This window comes from Candidatus Pelagisphaera phototrophica, assembly GCF_014529625.1.
Classification (GTDB): Bacteria; Verrucomicrobiota; Verrucomicrobiia; order Opitutales; family Opitutaceae; genus Pelagisphaera; species Pelagisphaera phototrophica.
This window is the reverse complement of sequence record NZ_CP076039.1, coordinates 604,406-624,456: the sequence shown is the minus strand read 5'-3', so window position 1 is coordinate 624,456 and position 20,051 is coordinate 604,406. Positions and strand designations below refer to the sequence as shown.

Sequence of the window (20,051 nt, the reverse complement as noted above, 5' to 3'; positions counted from 1 at the left end):
CTTAAATCGAGAAACTAGAGTGCGCCCTTAAGTCCAGCGCCTGGCTTGAACTTGATCGCCTTGCTGGCTTTGATCTTCAAAGGAGCCTTCGTGAGAGGATTGATTCCCGAACGCGCGTTGCGCCGAGTTACAGAAAATGTTCCAAATCCAACGAGCTGGATTGCAACCGCTGGCTTCGCATCTTTGTCACTCACCTTGACAGTCTTACCTGCCTTTTTGATCGCTGTTTTAACCGAGGCCAATACGGCACTCAATGCGTTTTCTGCGTCCGCTTTAGAAGCGCCGCCAAGGTTTGCCTGAATTTCTGAGACAAGTTCGGATTTATTCATATGGGAATGTAATTGTTATTTGAGATTATAAAAGTGTTTCCAGATAGAAAACCGGGTGAATCGAATGAGCTTAAGCAAGCTCGTCAAACGAATTGTTCGTATTCATTCAAAAATCATCGGATTGTTCCTAATTATCCTCCGATGGCGCTTCAAAACTAGCCGGAAGCCCTCCAGACCGACCTGTAACGACAAGCTCCAGTAGTTGACGCATCGCCTCAACCCGGTTGATTCCTCGCTCCTCTACCCATTGATCCGCTCTTTTGACCAACTGCCTAGCCATTACATCCGATGCGACGTCACTCGCACCTAGTCTGCTCAAAAGCGTCTTTATCTGAACCAGCTCTTGTTCGGAATTCAATCGTCTGTCCCTTGCATAGCTTGACATATCGCAACTGCGGATTGCCCGGCTACCTCAAACGTTTTTTCTTCAGACAAGGCACGCTTGAGCATCGCCACACCTATAATTTCAGCTCCATCGCAGACCACGCTTCTTAATTCTCCCGCACGAGATCCGTCCGTTCCTCGCAATTCCCATGGGCCGTTTCCCTCTAGCATTTTCGGTGCGGAGACACATTCAAGGGTCCGGCGCGAACGGCCCATCGATTTTAAGCGGGCCATCACCTCTTGACCAATGTAACAACCTTTTGTATACGAAACAGCGACATCGGCAAGCCCAACCTCTTGAGGAAGGTCTGAGTCCTGAATATCTAAACCAACTTGAAAGCATTTTTCTCGCAAAGCGAGAATTCTCACACTCTTGGCGCTTATGAGTTGAATACCTATTTCCGAGAGGCTGCTTTCCATACTTTTGCGATCGGCTTCATTGCCAAACAGGATTTCCAAATTGGTTTCCTCTCCTCTTCGTCCCCAAAATGCGTATACACCGTCGCATGACGAAAACCCATCCCCACTAGGCCGTTCCAATTTTGCTAGCTCCAGTACCCTTTCAATCGCTTCGCCCCAAACAGATACCCCAAACCAGCCTGACTCAGTAGATCGAGTCTCGACCTCGTCCATTATAATCCGATTCTCTAAATTATCCCGTAGAACTTCTGTTTCACCGAAATAGCTGACCACCAAAAAGCGTGATTCAGAAATCCTGAGCATAAAGCTGTCCGCTAGGATTTTGCCTTTGCGGTTAAGCCACAGTCCATACGCCCTAAAACCATCGGCCGTTCTGATATCTTGCGAGAACTGACCCTGCAAAAAAGGGGCGGCATCCTCTCCCTCCACGAAAAACACGCCCTTTGGGAGATAAAAATGCACTCTCGAAGTTTCCATCTATCAAGGCTTTGAATATGTTTTTTAAATAATCGCCGAATATTGGTTGACAGACACCTGATGTTCTCTATCTCGTTCGGTCAATAACAAACACTTTCCCGCTCAGCGGGATTTTGGGGTAACTAAGAAAACGAGATGGCGGGTAGCTTAGGGGTAGGCTACCCGCCTTAGTTTTGCCCTCTCAATAGGCCCAAACAGAGATATTTTTCGAATTCGCAATTGAAATTCAATCCGGCCTCTCCCAACTATCACCGCCGTGAAGCAAACCTCCGATATAAACGTCACACGCACTGATGCGCTCCCTGCTCCCCACGAACTCCTCGAAGAGATCTCTCGAACTGAGTCTCAATCGGAGTTCATAACCCAATCCCGCCAGGATATCCACCGCATCATTTTTGGCGATGATCGGCGTTTCCTTCTAGTGATAGGCCCGTGTTCTATTCATGATGCTGGGGCAGGGCTTGAGTACGGACGAAGACTCGCCGCTCTCAGCGAACAAGTGAAGGACCGAATCTGCCTGGTCATGCGGGTTTACTTCGAAAAACCCCGCACCTCGCTAGGATGGAAAGGCCTTATCATGGATCCCGATCTCGACGAGACCGCGAATATCAACAAGGGCCTTCGTGTCGCGCGCAATTTTCTGAGGGATATCATCGACCTTGGTGTTCCTACAGCCACCGAACTTCTTGACCCTATCACACCCCAGTACATCGCCGACCTCGTCTCCTGGGCAGCCATCGGCGCTCGAACCACAGAATCTCAGACGCATCGTCAAATGGCATCGGGTCTATCCATGCCAGTCGGATTCAAGAACGGGATGGACGGAACCTGCCAAGTCGCAATTAATGCCATAAAGGCGGCTCGAGGAGTCCAAACCTTTCTCGGCATAAACCAGGAGGGACAGGCCTCTGCCGTTACCACCGCAGGTAACCAAAATTGCCACGTGGTTCTCCGAGGCGGAAGCTCTGGCCCGAACTACAACGCCGACAGCGTGGCCAAAACGGCAGCCGACCTTGCAAAGGCGGGCTTGGAAAAAGCGATTATGATCGACTGCAGCCATGGCAACAGCAGCAAGCAGCCAGAAAAACAGCCAGAAGTACTCGATTCGATTATAGGACAAATTAAATCCGGAAACGACTCCATCATCGGAGCCATGATGGAAAGCAATCTTGGGGCGGGAAACCAAAAGTTCCCAGCCCCGGTCGACGCCCTCGAGTACGGCGTATCGATCACCGATGGATGTATTGACTGGACAACGACAGAAGCCTCCGTCCTCAAGGCCTACGAAAACCTGGCGTCTCGATTCGCCACGGCTTAGGATCTGGATCTGCGCTTTCAACTTCCGCAGTTTCACATCCGCCAAATTTATCGCGATAATTGGGATTCTTAAAACCAACTTGAATCCGCTACTTTTTTGGTCGCTTTAACTTCCTCGAGTCCCTAGATAAAAATCTCCTATGAAACCACCCATTCATGTCGCAGTCACCGGCGCCGCCGGGCAAATCGGATATTCACTGCTCTTTCGCATCGCGTCAGGTCATCTCCTCGGACCGGATCAGCCCGTCGTTCTCCGGCTCATCGAAATCGAGCCAGGAATGAAAGCTCTGGAGGGAGTTGTCATGGAACTTCAAGACTGCGCCTTTCCCTTACTGAGAGGAATTGTACCCACCTGCGACTTAAGTGAAGGTTTTGACCAAGCGAGCTGGGCCCTTCTAGTCGGCAGTGTACCACGCAAAGACGGAATGGAACGCAAAGATCTCCTGGGAATCAACGGCCAGATCTTTACCAGCCAGGGGAAGGCCATCCAGGAAAACGCCGCTTCGGATATTCGGACACTCGTGGTGGGCAACCCTTGTAATACTAACTGCCTCATTGCGATGAACAACGCCCCAGACATACCCAAAGACCGATGGTTCGCCATGACTCGCCTCGACGAGAATCGAGCCAAATCCCAATTGGCGTTGAAAGCAGGATTAGATGTCGCTGCGGTCAAGAATCTGGCCATTTGGGGCAACCATTCTTCGACAATGTATCCTAATTACTTTGACGCGACGATAGATGGGAAACCCGTTCCCGAGGTTATCACAGACGAAGCCTGGTTTGCTCAAGAATTCATTCCAACTGTCCAACAACGTGGAGCAGCCGTCATTAAGGCTCGCGGTCTATCCTCGGCAGCCTCAGCGGCAAATGCTGCGATCGACACTGTACGATCCATTACAACTCCAACCGTTTCCGACGACTGCTTCAGCGTGGCCGTGCGCTCGAATGGTGAATATGGAATCGAAAATGGACTAATCTATTCCTACCCTATGAAAAGCGACGGGCAAAACCTCAGCATTATAGAGAACCTAGAGATCAACGAATTCAGCAGTCGGAAGATCAAAGCGACTGAAGCCGAACTGAGTGAAGAGAAAGCCATGGTCAGCAATTTGCTTCCCTAGTTCGATTTACTCAACTTACTCGCTCCTCTTCAGATTCACCTCTACGGTTGGGAGCTCTTTAAGGTGTACATCGCGCTGTGGATACGGAAATTCGATACCGTTTTCCTTAAACAGATCCCATATTCTCAAGTAAAACGAGCTTGTTATATTTCCAACTCCGTCAGTAGGGTCGACAATCCAGCCTCTCATTTCAAAATCAACCGAATTGTCACCAAATCCAGTCAGTCGAACCGCAGGGACCGGATCTTTCAAAATTCTGACGTCCTCGCCTGCCGCCTGCAGCGCCAGTTCCATGGCTTTGTGAATATCTGAAGTGTAGGACACGCCAAACGGAATCCTGACCCGCACCTTTTGATCGCTGAATGACCAGTTGACCACTTTTTCAGTGATCATCATTTCGTTGGGTATCAGATGTTCGGTGCCGTCCCGAGTAATCACCGAAGTGTAGCGTGCACCCAGTGTATTGATCCATCCATACGTGTTGTCTACTTCGATCACATCGCCTGGTTTGATCGACTTGTCTCCCAGAAGTATCACCCCACTGATCAAGTTGGACACGACCTTCTGGAAGCCAAAACCCAACCCTAGACCAATTGCTCCTCCGAGGACCGCGAAGGCGGAGAGGTCCACTCCAACGGAACTGATCGCAAACATGATCGCTCCTGCCGCGATCAAAACCTTCAGCACTTTAATCGTCAATACCTGCAAGGCAGGCGAGACCTTCTCCATCCGCGTAACCCGCGACTCGGATGTCCTTATAAGCCAGCTAGTAAACGGTATCAGTAGTGAAATCGCAACGACTCCCTTTGCTAAGGTTAGCAAGGTAACCCGCGTTACACCAGAGCCGGAAATCGGGAATAGCGCGATACCGTCAAGCCCTTCTCTAATCACACTCCAAATGCCTAGTAAATTCAAGATCAGCACCATGGCTAAAACGAAAAACAGCGTCCTGAAGTAAACCTGCTGCTTGATCGCTCGCGGCAACGCTCCCGACACAAGCATCAGGGTAGCGATGCTCGCAGCTGCTCGCACAAGCAGGTAGTTTTTACTTACCGCAGTTGACTTGCTGGCGACAGCAACTGCTTGCGATTCGATTGCACCTACCTCATCCTCCACCGTTACAGAAGCCGTTTCGGCCGAGTCGCTCAAGACCGCCGCGTCAACGGAAGGCTCTATTGTGTTCGAATCTAGATAGAGCGAAACCGACCATAAAAGCGCCACTAGCAATAGGCGCAAAAGATTGTCGCTGATCCAATCAATGACCCCCTCGATCCAATCATCGCGCTCCTCGATCGCTTCAGTAATCTTTTTGAACAGCGGTCGAAGACCAAGAGCAACAGCAAATGAGAGAATAACAGCCCCTGCGATAGCACCCAATTGGATAAGAAGATCCTCCCCTACAAAGACTTGCGAAAATGAATCCCAGCGAGGAGCCAAATAATCTGCCCAAATCCCAGTAAACCACTCATTCACATTCGCGGCCAAAAGCAATGAGGAAGAAAATGCCATCTTAGAACTTTACCCGAACCCCATTGACTAATTCAACTTGATTTCTTCGGTTACGCTACCGATAAGTCATTCCTGTTCTTTGATTTGTCACAGTTGCTGTTACGGCATTCGACAGATTGAATCCATAAGGCAAAGGAGAATTCTAATTTTTCTGCCTGATCCAATTTTTTAAACTAAGCCTTAAACCTTAATTGGGGGGTGTTCCGGATTCGACCTTTTGTTGGAGCGTCTGGCTGCATGTCGAGGATGATGGTTGGCCTCGCAAAAATATCCATCACACACATAAATGGCACACATGAAGACATGCCTCTAGCTGCATAATGGCAGCTACGTCCCCTCTTTTGATACTCGCTAAATTGAGGGGGCGACGACTAGCGAGCATAGTTTGGGCGGCTGTCTGTTGCACCCAATCCGTACTTCATCAGCGGGCTGGCTTATCCAAGCAGCGCGGTTTCGTCGCGGCTAGATCGGCGAGATTAAAAACGAGAACAAACATGTAGACGCCTTTCGTGAAGGCTCAAGGGACGCGGGTTCGACTCCCGCCACCTCCACCAATTAATCATCTTATGGACAACAATTTAGGCATAACGATAGTGCTTTCCTATCAACTAGTAAGCAGGAATAGAAAAGGCCCTCTTAATTATTCCTTTTTAGAAACGACTTTTGAGAGGTGAGTTGTAATCTGTTGGTAAACAGCTTTTTATCTTCAATTAAAGTAGCGAGTTTTTGAGTAAATACCTTAGATCCATCTTGAGTTAAATGCTGGTTGTATAGCCTGTTTTGGTAAAATGCTGGGTTTGTCGTCAATTCTTCGTCCTGCCAAAAAGTCATCCAGTCTTGGTTACGATCCGCGAAAAATGCGGTCAGTTTGCTTTGGCGCTCAATTAAATTTTTTTGGTCGGCCTGGTAATAAGGGGTCTCGAAAAAAAATAATTGGATACCCTTTTTTCGGCATAGAGACAAGAGGCGATCCATGTATTCTAGGTCTTCTGCGCTGGGCAAAGCGCTTCCATAGTCACGTCCAGATTCCCCAGCCTTGTAGCGAGCTAGCAGTTCATCGTCTATGCCCTCTGTAAAGTTGTTGTGGAAGCCTCGCTGAGTGCCCCATTCTTCGGTCGCTTCACCCCATTTCCCGATATTCATAATTGTTTCGATCGGATCCATTTCGAGTCTTTCGGGATATCCGAGAACGTTGGGGAAGACGGCGGATGGAAGAGAGGTAGGTCCATGCAAGTCTAAAGTTGCTTTCATAGTGGATAGGTCTTTTTTCCTGAAACCTAAATCTATTTTGCTTTGAATGGCAGCCTCGTATTTGTGCATCTTCGAGGAATAACCGAAGCACTTGGTCTCCAGCAGAATAATAGAAGGGCTAGCATAGTTGAGAGCGTGACGAACGCTCCAGTAAGCAGTTGCGGCGGTCCCGCTGCCGTGGCCAATGGCAAAAAAACTTTGGCCTAGACGCTCGCTTAACAGTTCGCAATCAACGCTAGAGAAGGCTTTAGAGTTCCCGATAACTAAGGCATCGATTCCGTTGTCTGCTGCCAATTCATAGAATTCGCCCCATCGGTGTTTCCCGGAATGATGTCGTAGGTGAAAGTCGAATGCTCCTGATCGTTCGCAGGCCGTTATGATTATTACCAGGGCAAATAAACCGACTGATATTTCTGCGAAGAATAGCTTCATGCCATATTTCTTTTCCATTGATCTTAAAATCGCTCGTAAATAAAGGCTTCTTCCAATTCGTCCATTTCGTCCATTTCGAAAAATGCTTCGGTTTCAAACAGCTCCATCCGGTGTGCAGAGGTTCGGTCGTCATAGAAGCCAAAGAATGTAATCGTTAGAAACAGGAGGATCGCTGCAGACCAGCGCTGGAGTCCTTTGTGGTATCTAAAACTGAAGGTTATTGGGTGATTCACTTCTTGCAGGATTTCAATTGCGAATAGGGCGATGACGAAAAGCCCGGTGAAAAGAAGTTCCCAGCCATTGAGACCGAAGGGGGAGAGATGTCTCTTCGCGTTGCCTATGAAGTCCCAAGGGAGAGACCATTCAGTGAGTTTCCCGAGAATTTCGATGGATTGGCCCAAATCTTGGCCTCTGAATAAAACGAGAGAGGTATAGATGAAAATAGAACCGATTACAGTGCTTGCGAGTCTCGTTATTTTAGATTTTTGCCGCAGTAGCGGCTCGCATACGATCCCCTGTAAGGTGACTAGAAAAAGGCCATTGACCAAGCCCCAGCCGATGAAATTCCACGAAGCTCCGTGCCAGAGTCCGGAGATGCCAAAAATGATTAGGATATTCGTAAACACCCAGAAACGAGCTTTGTCTCGTTTCAGGTGGCAGAATAGATAGTCGCGAAACCATGCGTGGATTGTGATGTGCCATCGTTTCCATAAATCACTAAAGGATGCAGCTAAGAGGGGTCGTTTGAAATTTCTAGATAGTCTGAACCCCATCAAGCGGGCGAGACCGATTGCGATATCGCAGTATCCTGAGAAGTCGCAGTAAAGTTGTATAGCAAAGAAGAATATGGTGAGACAAGTTGTCTCCGCTGTAAGTAAGGCAGGGTTTGCGTAGGCTGTGTCGACGAAGACGGCCAGTCGGTCTGCTATGACGATCTTTTTGAAAAGCCCCCATAAAATTAGTAGAATAGCATCTTTCGTGGCAGCACGGTCGAATGGTTTAATTTCCTGGAATTGGGGGATAAGTGCTTTAGCCCTTTCGATTGGTCCTGCGATCAGTTGAGGAAAAAATGCGACGAAACTGAGAAATAGGATAGGGTCCTTCACTGGCTGAAATCGACCACGGTAAACGTCAATCGAGTAGCCTAGGGTTTGAAATGTGTAGAAACTAAGCCCTACAGGTAGGATCCAGCCTGTGCGGGCAAAGCTGGTTTCGCCTAGAAACACAGATAGCATGAGCTCGGCAGATTCGATGAAAAAGTCGAAGTACTTGAATGCTGCCAAAAAGCCTAGGTTGGTAGCCGCACTTAGGCAGAGCCACCACTTTTTATTGGGTGCGGACCTACCCATCATTATCGCACTCCAAAAACTCACCATAGAGCTTATAAAAATTATAGATAAGGCCCTCCAGTCCCAGCTGGCGTAAAATGCGTAGCTTGCTACGAGGATGGAAAGGTTGCGGATTCGCGACCGTCCAGGCTTATTCAGAGCCGTCCAGTAGAGAACGAAGAAAAGCCCAAAGGCTGCCCAGAAAGCTAAGGTGTTGAATCCCATCATCGCAGGACATCGACAAAATGAGATTAGTATTTAAACTCTCAAATTGATTTGTCGTAGTATTTTTTAAACAGTTGGTCAGGGACTGTAAATTTACATTAACTTCGATATGCTACTAAATCGAATATTGAAAATAATATGAATAGAAGAAGGCTTTCATTTAGTTTAGCTGTGCTTGTCGGTTGCTTGCTGTTACATCGCGTCGTTGGAGGGGGACTTGTCTTCGAGGCCATCATTTTAGGAACAGGATATCCTCACGGTCTACTGGGGTTAAAATACTCTCGAAGAGGTATAAAGGCAGCTATGGAGCGGACGCCGGCGAAGCTTACTATTTTGATTGCGGTTCCCTTAGGGATGCTGGCTATCACCTATGGCTGGGATGTGTATGCACTGATATTTTATTTTGGACTACACCATGCTCTCTCCGAAACTTATTTCGACAACGAAGCGGGCTCTAGGCATGGATCTTGGAGTAAAGGGCTATTGGTCCTCTGTATTTTTTCCGGTTATCTTTCTGCTACGAGAGCTCAGCTAGGTTTAGGCTTCGTCTGCGATGCGATGCTATTTATCACAGCATTGGCGAGCTCAGCGGCCTTCCTTATGCTCAATAGAAGCGAATTCGCTGAGCGTGCCAGAATAATTGGATTTTTGAACAATCACAGTTGGGCTCTAATAGGTCCTGCACTGGCTGTTCTTGCAGTCTGGTATCCGATCGATTGGAAAGTGATTATCTTGTACCATTTTGGATTTTATGGACTTTTACCTCTTGTAAAACAGGGGATGTTGAGCGATTCAAATCGCAGAACCTTTTGGATTGAGGGTGCTGTTTGGAATGGGTTAGGCATATCCGTCTTCTTGGTAATGGTTTTATTCGCTGCAGTTTGGAACGTACAGTTTTTGTTCAGCGTTTCTTACCAGTGCTTCTTGGCACTAACTTATATGCATATTACTTGGTCCTTTTTAATCTCCCCAGGGAATCCAGTTTGGATAAAGAGCCTTTTCGGGCAAGGAAGTGGAGTCCCTGCCTAGAATACTGCGGAAGGCATTCTGCGTTTTGATTATAGGCTGGTTTGTTTTTCGTTCTAGACCGACTGTCATTGAATGAGCGTATCATGGGTCGGGGCAATGAGCACTGGGCAACGATAAATCTAGTTGATTGGATCGCTGCCCGAAAACCTTTCATCAAAGAGGATTTAAGAGGCGAGGAGCGATCAATCGAGCACAGAAATGTGCCCTTTATCGCTCGACTACTTCTTTTAATTCTCTGTAGTATTAAGATTCCGTATCACATTGGCGAACCGCTTATTTCTAGAAGAATCGTGTTGGCGAGTTCGAACGAGGTGTAATTATGGTAGCCCCCGGAAAGGATCAATAAGAACATCAGAGTGCGAGGAATCCACTTTCTTTTGCATTGGAATGCTGTAGAAGAAATGATTATGTAGAAAAATACGAAATGGGCTGAGTACAAGAATAGATGATGCCCATAGAGAGCGTGTAAGGCGAAGAAAGATGCTAACGTGATTATGGACGTCCAGATGATGGGGTTTAATCTAGGGGCTTGTAATATATTTTTCGCAGAAATAGCTAGTAGCAACAGCCATGTCGAAACGCCGATGAAATGGGACATCGACTTTATCGACAGACTGTTCGCAGAGAGAATTTGCATATCGCGCACCGGTCTCCATTTGGGCGAAAACACTTCATCGAAAACCCAGCCGGATTGATCAAAAGATGTGGGATAACTGTGTGAGACGATTTCGCCAACTACCATTGGATTTAGAATAAGTTCGATAATCCGAGTAGCTAAATGTATAATCCCTCTGAAATCGATAAACCATTTTTCCTTTATCAATTGATCCAATTGATCCACTCGAAGAAACGACACCGAGTGTTCGAATGCGAAATCTTGGATGATTGACAGGATGGATACTGCCAGCCCTGACAGCAGTATTACTTTGATGGGGTAGTAGAGAGCCTCCCTGTTTCTTTGGAGGTAATCACGAGGCGAGGTTTTAAGAAGGCTGAAAATTCGCTTGTGAAAATCACACCGTAAGGCGATTGCAGTGAGTCCAACGATCCAATTGGAGATCGTTATCGCTAAGCTTGCCGAGCATAGCAATACATCAAGAAGAAGAGATCGAGCTTCACGGGCTGGCGAAAGGGTTAAGAGTTGGAGACTAAGTAACATGGAAGTAGCTCCAATAGGAAAGCTCTCGGCTATTGGGAACCAAAATACGAAGGAGGCTGAAGCGATGAAAAGCGATAGACACAAAAAAATGTCGGCCAAATCCAATCTTAACCAATTCAGGAGCCTCCACAGAAGCATAGTCGCAAAAAATGCGTTGAAAGACATCAGGCTTTGTATTGCGACGACAGGGTCTCTGATAACGAAGTTGACGAGCGCCGTTAGTGCATACGATAAAATAGGGAAGACGGGATGAAGGTTCGATCGACTGCCTTTTGTCTCAGTGCTTAACATCGAAGAGATCACCCGAAAGACGTCCGAATCAAACCACTTGTCAAAATTTTCTATTCGGAAAAACGGCCCTTCAAGTAAGCCTGAGAAGCTTTGCCAGACAAGTAGTCCCGCTAGGGTCGACAGGGAAACACCCACCATGAGAGATAGGTTTCCATGATTCAAGTATGATGCCGAGTCTCGCCGTTGGCCTAGCGATATCTTCATTTTTTTGTTGCTAGCCCTAATCATTAAAATACAGATTTTTGGAGGTAGTAGCAACCCTCACGGCGAACATATGTTTTGGTGTTTCTCGGTGCCTATCATATTTTTTCTTGAAGCTTTTTTCATTGTTTCGTGTCGACCGAGTAATGGGTAACTTGAATGAAAACGATAGCTCGATTAATCGAAAATTTTGTGACTAATTATATTTTTTTTAAAAAGTTGAAAAAATTTTTGGGTAAATTAACGATTAAATCATTTTATCCAGACTTCATAAATGAAGCGTGACTCGAAAATAGAATCAAAATTAGAAATTTTGCCCATATGCGTGGATTTAGACGGTACGCTTGTAGCCACTGATACTCTATACGAGAGCTTTCTCGCGTTTTTGGCCCACAAACCATTTAAGCTATTCGATTGTCTTGGCTGGATTTCAAAGGGGAAAGCGGTATTTAAATCCAAACTTTCCAACGCACAAAAAATAGATATAGAAAACTTACCTTGGAATGAGTCTCTTCTAGACTGGTTGAAGTTGAGAAAGGCTGCTGGTCATAAAATCGTTCTGGCAACAGCAGCCGACCAATCAATTGCCCTCGCTGTCCAGAAACACCTTGGGATCTTCGATCAAGTTTTTTGTAGCGATGGATCGAGCAACCTTAAGGGTAAGTGCAAGGGGCAAGCCCTTGTTCATGAGTTTGGTGAGCGGGGTTTCATTTATGTTGGGGACAGCAAAGTTGACCTTCCTATTTGGAGAGATGCCGCTGGAGCCGTGGTCGTTGAAGTAAAAGATCGTTTACGTAAAAAAGTTGAGGCCTGTTCGCCGGTATTGGCTTCGTTTCAATCTAATGACAACCTCAATGGGGGGTCTTTCGTACTGCTCAGACCAAAGCAGTGGATCAAAAATTTGCTGGTTTTTGTTCCCATAATAGCCTCTGGTCAATGGTGGGATTTAAAAGGTTGGCTGACGACTGCTGGAGTATTTTTCGCGTTCTCGCTGGTGGCTTCGGGAACTTATATTATCAATGATCTATTAGATATTCAGGCAGATAGACATCACTTCAAAAAGAAGAAGCGCCCGATTGCGTCAGGTAAAATCAGCATACCGCGTAGTCTGTGTATTTTATTTTTAATTGTCGCTTCAGGTTTTTTGATTGCGTGGCAACTGGAAGTTTTCCCAGTCATTTTTGCATATGTTCTGGTCACTCTATGCTATAGCCTATTTTTGAAGGCTAAGTTTCTTCTAGACGTTTTTGCTTTGGCTTTTCTTTATCTGATTCGTATCTACGCAGGAGCGGATGTCGCTGATCACTCTGTCTCAATTTGGCTGTTTTCTTTTGGGATGTTTGTATTCCTAGGGCTAGCAATGATGAAGCGAGTTGCCGAGCTGATGAAGTCCGATGGAAGCAGGAGCTTAAGGCGAAGAGGTTACAGTATAATAGATGTTAACATTTTAACTATTGCCGGTATTTGCTCAGCATTCGCATCTGCATTAATTTTGTTTATGTACTTTAGATTTAATGAAACGTCATCAGTCTTCAAAGGGCAGCAAACGTTGTTTTTGAGCGTGCCAGTAATCTTGTATTGGCAATTGCGATGTTGGAGAGCAGTTGAGGTTGGCGTATTGGATAATGATCCGATTGCGTTTGCGACAAGCGATAAACCCAGCCGAATTATCCTTGGCATCTTATTGATTATTATCCTCTGCGCCCGATTTGGTAATGATTTCTACTTCCCGCATTTATATAGCTGAACTTATATTTGATTCTTCGTTGTTGATGATCCTGGGGGAACTAACGCAGTCTACGAGATAGACTCTTACTGGTCACTCCTGGGGGTCACATACTTTGATGATCTAGGTGGAGACTTTGATGATCCAGAAGGCATAACACTGGATGTAACAAACAATCTTGCTTACGTCGCATTCGATTACGACCAAGAAATTGGTATATTTTCTATAGATAGGTCCGTCCCCGACACAGGCTCCACAGCAGCTCTTCTAGGAGCTGGTGTAGTGGCTTTAGCTTTTATTAGACGCAGGCTGGGTTGAGAACACCTTCAGACCCCCTTTGAGGGACAATTTTTTCGGAGCTAGTTGATGAATACTAACATAGAGGCAGCCTCTTGAATAACCCCCGCCCCCCAGTCTAATTTCCTGCCAATTTCCTGCCATAATTGGTGCAGAACAGTGCATTGAAATGCTGCCTAATACTCCTAAATAGGTTTGTAAGTCTTTGTTAACTAGGCAAATACCGATTTTGATTCCCGCCACCTCCACCATTTAATAATCTCAAAGACAACAAGTTAGCTATACCGATGGCTCTTTACTATCAAATTCCTATCATATCTATTGCCTACTCTACAATGCTCTGCCGTAGACCGTGGACCAGGGCCATCTATCTCAAAGGCTCTCGAAACCTATGAATTCCCAAAGGGTTCTGGGATTACGATTAGCCCCATATCAAACAGAACCAATGGAGAAGACTACAACTACTCGTATCGAGTAACCATCCCCAGAAAGCCTGCTGGCAAGAGTCGCCTCTTACATCAATTCAAGACCATCCAAGAGGCTGAAGCATGCACCAGGGACTAATACGGCCGATTTCGGAAGCTAGGCGAGAGCGGATTTAAATTGACCGCTGAAGAACTGGTAGCCGCCAAAAAAGCATCCAAGAAACATAGAAGCCACAAGATTTCCCTCTATGAGGCCATTGATTACGCCGTCCCAAGAATGCGTCCAATTAGCGGTAAGAAGAGTTTCAGCGTGGTCTTGGATGATATAGTGAGCCTCAAGGAGAAACATGACCTCAGGAAAGAGAGTTTAAGGGATTTCAGGAACCGCTCGCAGCGACTAAGGGGTTCGTTTGGAGATGTACCTATTTCCGACCTAAAACCTAAGGGCCTCACCTCTTGGCTTAATTCGCTCAAACTATCGCGCCGCTCGACAGAGAACTTCTTCAACACCCTCAAACATATTATGAGGTACGCGATAGGCGAAAGATATATCCATGAGAGCCCCTTGGAAGGCCTTTCCAATATCAAGAAGTGTATGCTTTTCGGGATCAAGGTAGAGAAGATACCTGAGACCTATGCAATCAACGAAGTTAAGGCCATTATGTAGACCGCGCTACAAGAGGCATTCATCCCCACACTAGCTGCCTTCACTCTCGGGTTTTTCTGCGGCCTTAGGACAACTGAACTTCTTCAATTAAACTGGACGGATGTTCATCTGAATGACGATGAGCCGTACGTCCAAGTCCCCGCCGATATTGCGAAAAAGCGAAGGAACAGAGCCGTGCTAATTCCACCGAACGCTCAGAAATGGTTAAGCCTTTGCAAATCCGAGGATGGACGAATTTGGCCGAAGGCATCCACTCCATTCAATAACCTGCGATTCAAGCTTCTGGCTGCCGCTAGGGTTGAAAGCCAGCAAAACGGTATGCGGCACAGCTTCGCGTCGTACAACTTGAACAAATTCAAGGATTCAATGGAAACGGCTCGCCAGCTCGGCCACAAGGACAGCGACGAGGTTCTCTTCTCCAACTATCGTGCATTAGTCTCCAACGGTGATGGCGATAAGTTTTTCTCTACCGCCCCTCCAGACAACTAATCTAAGTTAGTGAAGTTTTCGTTATAAAGCAATGAATACCCACCATGGAGATAAGCTGGAAATTCGGTTTCAAGATGCAGCAAGTAGAGGCAAAACAAATGACACTCGCAGTCACCTCACCCATCTGTGGCAGCAAAGAAAAACAACATCTCCTAAAACGGTTGGCCACTGCGATCAATCCGCTGGTCCTTCTACTTGAAAGTCTGCTCTCAATCGGCATACGTTTGCAGAAAATGAAGAGACCTTCGCGGGTACATTGGAGCTTCTACGAGCCCAGTTCCCAAGGTTCTAAGGCGTCGATGGGACGCATTCATTAAAACGAGAATTCAAAACCTATTTTTCCTCAATTTGAAAAGCCTTGAGAAATGTATCATTGAGCCAGTGAAAGAGTGTAATTAGAGCGGTAAAATGAAGGGTGTGTTCCGCGAAATATACCACCTCTCAACAGTTAAGAGAAAAAGTTGGCGTCAAGATCACGCCATTAGTTAGAGGAAAGAAGAAACGAGGAGCGAGCACATGATAATTACCGATATAATACGGTCAAAACTCTATGGAGTCATCACAATCACTGTCCTTTGGGGTGCTTTCCAAAAAGTCGAAGCTTCGCTCGCAGCGTTAGGCGCGAGACGCCCAGTAATCGCGCTGCCTTCGTCTGATTTCCATCTGTTCTTTTTATAGCCATATCGAAGACTTCTCGCTCGAAATTATGGGTCAAGATTGGCAGTGCTGCATCGGTCTCGTTGTTTGCTGCTCGATTCAACTCTTGCTCAATCATTTGTGTGAGGCTTGTCTGCTTTTTTGCAATAAGTTGAGACTCCCGAACTATGCTGTCAAAACGCTCCCACCCGAGTGAAGGGCCAGTAGAATCTAACAGTGCTTTGCTCACTACATTTTGAAGCTGGCGTATATTTCCAGGCCATTCTAATCGCTTCAAGAATTCCAACGCTTTTGCAGATATGCTCGGGACGCTTAGTCCGTACTCTTTTGCAAACCTCTGCAAAAAATAATTAATCAAGTCTGGAATATCGTCTCGTCGATCTCGAAGCGGAGGAATTGAAATTGATATCACATTCAAACGATAAAATAGATCTTCTCTAAACGTTCCCTCCGATATCATAGCCTCTAAGCTACGATGCGTCGCTGCGATGATACGGACATCAATTGAGATATCTTTGGAACTCCCTAAGCGCTGAATCGTTCTTTCTTGCAGAACGCGTAAAATTTTAACTTGTAGCGAGAGATCTAAGTCTCCGATTTCATCGAGGAAAATAGTGCCGCCGTGAGCTTGCTCGAAGCGCCCAACACGCAACTGACTTGCACCGGTAAAAGCACCTTTTTCATGTCCAAAGAGCTCGCTCTCAAGCAGGTTCTCTGGAATGGCTCCACAGTTTACAGTAATAAAGCCTTTGTGAGCCCGATGTCCGTGCTGATAAATTGCACGGGCAATTAGTTCCTTGCCAGTACCAGTTTCGCCTCGCAAAAGCACAGTCACTGATTGTGATGCAATCCGGCCGAGTTGCTTGTAGATGTCACGCATAGCTTTGCTGCGGCCGATAATGGTATCTTGCTCGCTGTAAACTTCCCCAATTTCAACCGGTTTGGAGCTCAAACGAGAATTGACGACTACCTGTTTTAAGGAATCCATCAGTTCGGAGGAACTAATCGGCAAGAGAAAGAAATCGTGAGCTCCAGCTTTTATGATTTCTATCGCCAAGCTGCTCTTCCTGATCTCGCTCAGTACTATTATCGGGAGGCTTGGATGTTTCTCCTTCAATAATAGGACCAATTCTAACGGATCCATATCTTTTAAATCACTTGCGATGAAGATATCCGTTTTGCCGGGATGAATCTTTATGTGCTCAAGTGCAGAAGTCATACTATCGAAAAACGAGAGCAAAGACCCATCTTGTAGGAGCTTCTCAACCTTCAGCTGAATCGCTTGGCTGTGTCCTAAGTAAACAACGTTAATACTCGATTGAATCATTGACTAAGATTTGAGCGAGAAGGTTAGAGTTGTGTGCTGGGATAGTGGTTAGACGAAATGTCGACAAGTGGTAAGTGTCTTACCACTTCTTGGCAAGTCATTAGCCTTTAAGTGTTAGCCTGAGTAATTTTAAAAACGTAAGTAATTGATTATCATTAACTAGTATATTTTAGGAAAAATTGGCATAGATGATGCTTAATGGGTGTGAGAAGTAAAATCGAAAACCTAAACCAAAAGCACAATGCAAGAAAAAGTAATAACATATCGCGGGGCCTCAACAACGCTCAATGAAATTCAGGCTGGTAACTCAAAACGAACGGATTCTCTTGATGTCACAAATCCCGAGCTTTTTTACAGGGGTCTAAGTTACAATTGGGCTGACGTCTCAAACGCCAACGAAAAGCACAGTAACGAACTTCGTGCTAGCGACCCAGAAATCAGCTATCGCGGTTCAACGGCAAAATATTCAGAAATTTACGGGTAACCTTTCTCGATAGAGTTTTAAAAGCTAAGCAGACTTGCTTAGCTTTTTTTTGAATATCTTCGCGGTCCCCAATCGTCTTCAGCCCGACCTAACCAGAATACTCTCTTGGACGCTTGATTTGTTGTGCTCAATGCCATACCAAAACTGAAGAGTTTAGGAATACCTATCGCCCCTGCATCATTATCAATGGTCCCTGAAACAGGCTCTACAGCAGCTCTCCTCAGAGCTGAGCGAGAAAGCCGTTGGCCGCTTCCAGATGGGAGGCCTTTTTTCCCGGGGCCATGCGCCTCGCGGTTGCGCACATCATCGCCCAACGGGGGTTTTTCGCGAGAGAGTCGGCGTGGCTGAGAATCCAGCGCCAGTAGAGCCCGTCCCATACGGAAGTCCAGTCGCCGGCAGGGTAGTTGCTCATCTTGCGTATGTAGGCGGAACCGGAAAAATAGGGTTTCGTCGCAACTCCACCGCCATCGGCATGCTGGCTCATGCCGTAGACGTTGGGAACCATGACCCAGTCATAGCTATCGACAAACATCTCCATGAACCATCGGTAGATTTCATCTGGGTCAAATTCGCAGAGGAACATGAATCCCCCGAGGGTCATGAGCCGCTCAATATGGTGGCAATAGCCGGTTTTTTTTAACCGTGCAATGACGTCATCGATGGGCGCAATTCCGGTGGTACCTTCATAAAAAGAGATCGGGATCTTCCGGGAATGTTTCCAGTGATTGGAGGTGCGCATTGTTACGCCAAGATCGACATAGGTGGCCCTCATAAATTCCCTCCAGCCAATAATCTGCCGGATAAATCCTTCCAAAGAATTGAGTGGGATCTCGTGGCTGTTGGAATGGGCGAGGGCGGAGCGAAGGATCTGTTCTGGAGTCAGGAGCCCGATATTCAACATGGGGGTCAGGACACTGTGCCAGAGCCAGTTCTTTCCCTCCACCATGGCATCCTCAAAATCCCCGAAGAGGGTGAAACGTGAAGTGAGGAATTGCTGGAGCCATTCTTCGCTGTCCTCGTGACGGGTTGGGTAATAGAGAGAGTCGAGGCTACCGGGGTTGTCAGGATAGTTTGCGAGGATGTGGCTGCGTGCCTCCAGGTCGAGAGCGTCCCGCTCAGGGAAAGGTATACCGGGGATCTCACTTAGCATACGCTTGGGAACTTTCTTCCTATTCTGCTCGTCGTAGCTCCACTCGGCCCCGGTGGGCTTGTCCCCGTCCATCAAGATACCCAGTCTCCGTCTTTGAAACTTGTAAAAGTCCGCCATAAACCAGCGTTTTTTGCCGTCCCTAAATCCCCGGTTGGTCGCCCCGTCATTGATAAACATGGGCGTTTTGAGGGATTCGATGTCTTTGGAATACAGGGAGCAAAAGCGATCCAATCTCTTTTGGAGAAGAAAATCGTGAACCTCGGCCACGAGGAGATCCTCATTGGTATGCTGAATCATCTCTTCGAAGAGGAGCTTCAGGGCAGAGGTTCCGGGAACATGCTCGATATAGGTAACGGTGTGCCCGGCCTTCCTTAGCCTGGTCTCAAAGTGCTTCATGGAGGACCGGTGCAGCCAGAGCTTTTGCTTGTGAAAGCGGGCTGGATGCTCGTTGTCGCCAAAGAAAAGACTGTCTTCGATCAGGTAGATCTGGGACGGTTCCTCCGCGAGTCCGGGATGCTCTGCGAAGAGCTGATGAGGAAAAACAAGGAGAGATCTGCGCCGAGGGCGAGAGGGCATAGGAGCGTAGGTTTTTATGATCCGCTGATTGAATAGAGGAGGAAGAGCGCGAGGGACGAGAGTGACCAAAAGGCCTTGGGAGAATGCCAGTGCTGTAACGCTAAAGCTGGAGGCGGATCTTTACAGCAACCGGAGCTTCCGTTCACGCATCTGCCGCTTCTTTATCTTTTCTAGCGTCTATGAAACTTTTGATAAAATAAACCATAGACAAAGCGGAGGTTACAATCATTAACGCGACCCTAACAGTCGCTTCTGTATCAGACCGACCGATGGCTCCTTTTAACGGCATGAACAAGGCAACAAGAACTACTAGAGTCAATAAAACAGCGACATGAGCAATAACCTTGTTTTGTTTTTTTACACCTTGGTAGCAGAGCAATAATATAACACCAAAAAATAAAGGGATTAACGCGGTAATAGAAGGGGCCTCTGAGGCCAAGTAACCCCAGGCACTCATCGCGATGAGTATTACCGAATTTACTAAAGATACGTTATGAGCTTTCATATTTATTTATTTATTTCAATTCTATCCAGATGATTCCATCTCTGGATCTTTGAACAGTTAACTTTAATACTACGGAGAGCGTTTCTTGTGGATCTACTCAATAATCGTTATAAATCGCCGCTCCTATCGAACTGTAAGGGTTTCCGACAAGCCAGATGTGAGATTGGCTAGAAAAATCCCTTAGTCATTCCTCAACATAGGGTCAAGTTTTTATTGTATTCCGTAAGAGATCCTGACAATAACCCCTTCTCGTTTCTGGCAATTCCAAATGA

The 20,051-nt window shown here is 46.6% G+C and carries 19 protein-coding genes and 1 other RNA gene; 10 read left to right on the top strand and 10 right to left on the bottom strand.

Features of this window, described 5'->3' with window-relative positions; genetic code table 11:
* Positions 1 to 14 precede the first annotated feature (14 nt).
* From GA004_RS02840 to ygfZ, 3 genes are all read right to left on the bottom strand, one after another.
* Complete coding sequence (locus GA004_RS02840) at positions 15 to 329, bottom strand: HU family DNA-binding protein (RefSeq protein WP_283395781.1); 315 nt, start codon at positions 327 to 329, stop codon at positions 15 to 17.
* A gap of 127 nt (positions 330 to 456) precedes the next feature.
* Positions 457 to 687, bottom strand: a complete 231-nt coding sequence (locus tag GA004_RS02835) for a hypothetical protein (RefSeq protein ID WP_283395780.1) — start codon at positions 685 to 687, stop codon at positions 457 to 459.
* Positions 684 to 1,610 (bottom strand): CAF17-like 4Fe-4S cluster assembly/insertion protein YgfZ, encoded by a 927-nt coding sequence (gene ygfZ, locus GA004_RS02830; RefSeq protein WP_283395779.1) that lies wholly within the window; start codon positions 1,608 to 1,610, stop codon positions 684 to 686. Before ygfZ ends, GA004_RS02835 begins: the two co-directional genes overlap by 4 nt.
* Positions 1,611 to 1,866: 256 nt before the next feature.
* On the opposite strand from ygfZ, the gene GA004_RS02825 reads away from it, so the two are divergent.
* A complete protein-coding gene (locus GA004_RS02825; protein ID WP_283395778.1) occupies positions 1,867 to 2,928 on the top strand; it encodes a 3-deoxy-7-phosphoheptulonate synthase in 1,062 nt (353 codons plus the stop codon).
* Between the two features lie 139 nt (positions 2,929 to 3,067).
* Positions 3,068 to 4,051 carry a malate dehydrogenase gene (locus GA004_RS02820; RefSeq protein ID WP_283395777.1) on the top strand — a complete coding sequence of 328 codons (984 nt, stop codon included), beginning with the start codon at positions 3,068 to 3,070 and terminating at the stop codon, positions 4,049 to 4,051.
* A 15-nt stretch (positions 4,052 to 4,066) separates the two neighbouring features.
* Here the strand turns inward: GA004_RS02820 and GA004_RS02815 are convergent, their stop codons facing one another.
* Positions 4,067 to 5,560, bottom strand: a complete 1,494-nt coding sequence (locus GA004_RS02815; RefSeq protein ID WP_283395776.1) for a mechanosensitive ion channel family protein — start codon at positions 5,558 to 5,560, stop codon at positions 4,067 to 4,069.
* 194 nt (positions 5,561 to 5,754) lie between these two features.
* Here GA004_RS02815 and ssrA point away from each other — a divergent pair.
* Positions 5,755 to 6,114, top strand: a transfer-messenger RNA (tmRNA) gene (gene ssrA, locus GA004_RS02810).
* 82 nt (positions 6,115 to 6,196) lie between these two features.
* Here ssrA and GA004_RS02805 read toward each other — a convergent pair.
* Both GA004_RS02805 and GA004_RS02800 read right to left on the bottom strand, forming a co-directional pair.
* Positions 6,197 to 7,261, bottom strand: a complete 1,065-nt coding sequence (locus GA004_RS02805) for a hypothetical protein (protein WP_283395775.1) — start codon at positions 7,259 to 7,261, stop codon at positions 6,197 to 6,199.
* Between the two features lie 5 nt (positions 7,262 to 7,266).
* On the bottom strand, positions 7,267 to 8,799 hold the full coding sequence (locus GA004_RS02800; RefSeq protein ID WP_283395774.1) for an MBOAT family O-acyltransferase: 1,533 nt from the start codon (positions 8,797 to 8,799) through the stop codon (positions 7,267 to 7,269).
* 135 nt (positions 8,800 to 8,934) lie between these two features.
* On the opposite strand from GA004_RS02800, the gene GA004_RS02795 reads away from it, so the two are divergent.
* Positions 8,935 to 9,825 (top strand): hypothetical protein, encoded by an 891-nt coding sequence (locus GA004_RS02795; RefSeq protein WP_283395773.1) that lies wholly within the window; start codon positions 8,935 to 8,937, stop codon positions 9,823 to 9,825.
* 256 nt (positions 9,826 to 10,081) lie between these two features.
* Here the strand turns inward: GA004_RS02795 and GA004_RS02790 are convergent, their stop codons facing one another.
* A complete protein-coding gene (locus GA004_RS02790; RefSeq protein WP_283395772.1) occupies positions 10,082 to 10,984 on the bottom strand; it encodes a hypothetical protein in 903 nt (300 codons plus the stop codon).
* 766 nt (positions 10,985 to 11,750) lie between these two features.
* Between GA004_RS02790 and GA004_RS02785 the strand changes: the two genes are divergently transcribed.
* The 5 genes from GA004_RS02785 to GA004_RS02770 all read left to right on the top strand — a co-directional run bounded on the left by GA004_RS02785 (position 11,751) and on the right by GA004_RS02770 (position 15,397).
* The gene (locus tag GA004_RS02785) at positions 11,751 to 13,223 is read left to right on the top strand and encodes a UbiA family prenyltransferase (protein ID WP_283395771.1); all 1,473 of its coding nucleotides are present in this window, start codon (positions 11,751 to 11,753) and stop codon (positions 13,221 to 13,223) included.
* Between the two features lie 57 nt (positions 13,224 to 13,280).
* Positions 13,281 to 13,520 (top strand): VPDSG-CTERM sorting domain-containing protein, encoded by a 240-nt coding sequence (locus tag GA004_RS18095; protein WP_425492921.1) that lies wholly within the window; start codon positions 13,281 to 13,283, stop codon positions 13,518 to 13,520.
* 582 nt (positions 13,521 to 14,102) lie between these two features.
* Positions 14,103 to 14,591, top strand: coding sequence for a phage integrase SAM-like domain-containing protein (locus GA004_RS02780; RefSeq protein WP_283395770.1), 489 nt, complete (start codon positions 14,103 to 14,105; stop codon positions 14,589 to 14,591).
* Positions 14,592 to 14,612: 21 nt separating this feature from the next.
* Positions 14,613 to 15,080: a site-specific integrase gene (locus GA004_RS02775; RefSeq protein WP_283396959.1), complete on the top strand. Its 468-nt coding sequence runs from the start codon at positions 14,613 to 14,615 to the stop codon at positions 15,078 to 15,080.
* A 44-nt stretch (positions 15,081 to 15,124) separates the two neighbouring features.
* Positions 15,125 to 15,397, top strand: a complete 273-nt coding sequence (locus GA004_RS02770) for a hypothetical protein (RefSeq protein WP_283395769.1) — start codon at positions 15,125 to 15,127, stop codon at positions 15,395 to 15,397.
* 248 nt (positions 15,398 to 15,645) lie between these two features.
* Here the strand turns inward: GA004_RS02770 and GA004_RS02765 are convergent, their stop codons facing one another.
* Positions 15,646 to 17,064 (bottom strand): sigma-54 dependent transcriptional regulator, encoded by a 1,419-nt coding sequence (locus GA004_RS02765; RefSeq protein WP_283395768.1) that lies wholly within the window; start codon positions 17,062 to 17,064, stop codon positions 15,646 to 15,648.
* A gap of 241 nt (positions 17,065 to 17,305) precedes the next feature.
* Here GA004_RS02765 and GA004_RS02760 point away from each other — a divergent pair, with 241 nt between their 5' ends.
* Positions 17,306 to 17,548 (top strand): hypothetical protein, encoded by a 243-nt coding sequence (locus tag GA004_RS02760; protein WP_283395767.1) that lies wholly within the window; start codon positions 17,306 to 17,308, stop codon positions 17,546 to 17,548.
* Positions 17,549 to 17,768: 220 nt separating this feature from the next.
* Here GA004_RS02760 and GA004_RS02755 read toward each other — a convergent pair whose 3' ends face one another.
* Both GA004_RS02755 and GA004_RS02750 read right to left on the bottom strand, forming a co-directional pair.
* Positions 17,769 to 19,274 carry a cryptochrome/photolyase family protein gene (locus tag GA004_RS02755; RefSeq protein ID WP_283395766.1) on the bottom strand — a complete coding sequence of 502 codons (1,506 nt, stop codon included), beginning with the start codon at positions 19,272 to 19,274 and terminating at the stop codon, positions 17,769 to 17,771.
* 142 nt (positions 19,275 to 19,416) lie between these two features.
* Entirely contained in the window at positions 19,417 to 19,779 is a 363-nt protein-coding gene (locus GA004_RS02750; protein ID WP_283395765.1) for a hypothetical protein, read from the bottom strand.
* Positions 19,780 to 20,051 lie beyond the last annotated feature (272 nt).

Coding starts and splice junctions, on each gene's coding strand:
- GA004_RS02840 (WP_283395781.1), bottom strand. CDS start 329: ATGAATAAATCCGAACTTGTCTCAGAAATTCAGGCAAACCTTGGCGGC.
- ygfZ (WP_283395779.1), bottom strand. CDS start 1,610: ATGGAAACTTCGAGAGTGCATTTTTATCTCCCAAAGGGCGTGTTTTTC.
- GA004_RS02820 (WP_283395777.1), top strand. CDS start 3,068: ATGAAACCACCCATTCATGTCGCAGTCACCGGCGCCGCCGGGCAAATC.
- GA004_RS02815 (WP_283395776.1), bottom strand. CDS start 5,560: ATGGCATTTTCTTCCTCATTGCTTTTGGCCGCGAATGTGAATGAGTGG.
- GA004_RS02805 (WP_283395775.1), bottom strand. CDS start 7,261: ATGGAAAAGAAATATGGCATGAAGCTATTCTTCGCAGAAATATCAGTC.
- GA004_RS02800 (WP_283395774.1), bottom strand. CDS start 8,799: ATGATGGGATTCAACACCTTAGCTTTCTGGGCAGCCTTTGGGCTTTTC.
- GA004_RS02795 (WP_283395773.1), top strand. CDS start 8,935: ATGAATAGAAGAAGGCTTTCATTTAGTTTAGCTGTGCTTGTCGGTTGC.
- GA004_RS02790 (WP_283395772.1), bottom strand. CDS start 10,984: ATGTTACTTAGTCTCCAACTCTTAACCCTTTCGCCAGCCCGTGAAGCT.
- GA004_RS02785 (WP_283395771.1), top strand. CDS start 11,751: ATGAAGCGTGACTCGAAAATAGAATCAAAATTAGAAATTTTGCCCATA.
- GA004_RS02770 (WP_283395769.1), top strand. CDS start 15,125: ATGGAGATAAGCTGGAAATTCGGTTTCAAGATGCAGCAAGTAGAGGCA.
- GA004_RS02765 (WP_283395768.1), bottom strand. CDS start 17,064: ATGATTCAATCGAGTATTAACGTTGTTTACTTAGGACACAGCCAAGCG.
- GA004_RS02760 (WP_283395767.1), top strand. CDS start 17,306: ATGCAAGAAAAAGTAATAACATATCGCGGGGCCTCAACAACGCTCAAT.
- GA004_RS02755 (WP_283395766.1), bottom strand. CDS start 19,274: ATGCCCTCTCGCCCTCGGCGCAGATCTCTCCTTGTTTTTCCTCATCAG.
- GA004_RS02750 (WP_283395765.1), bottom strand. CDS start 19,779: ATGAAAGCTCATAACGTATCTTTAGTAAATTCGGTAATACTCATCGCG.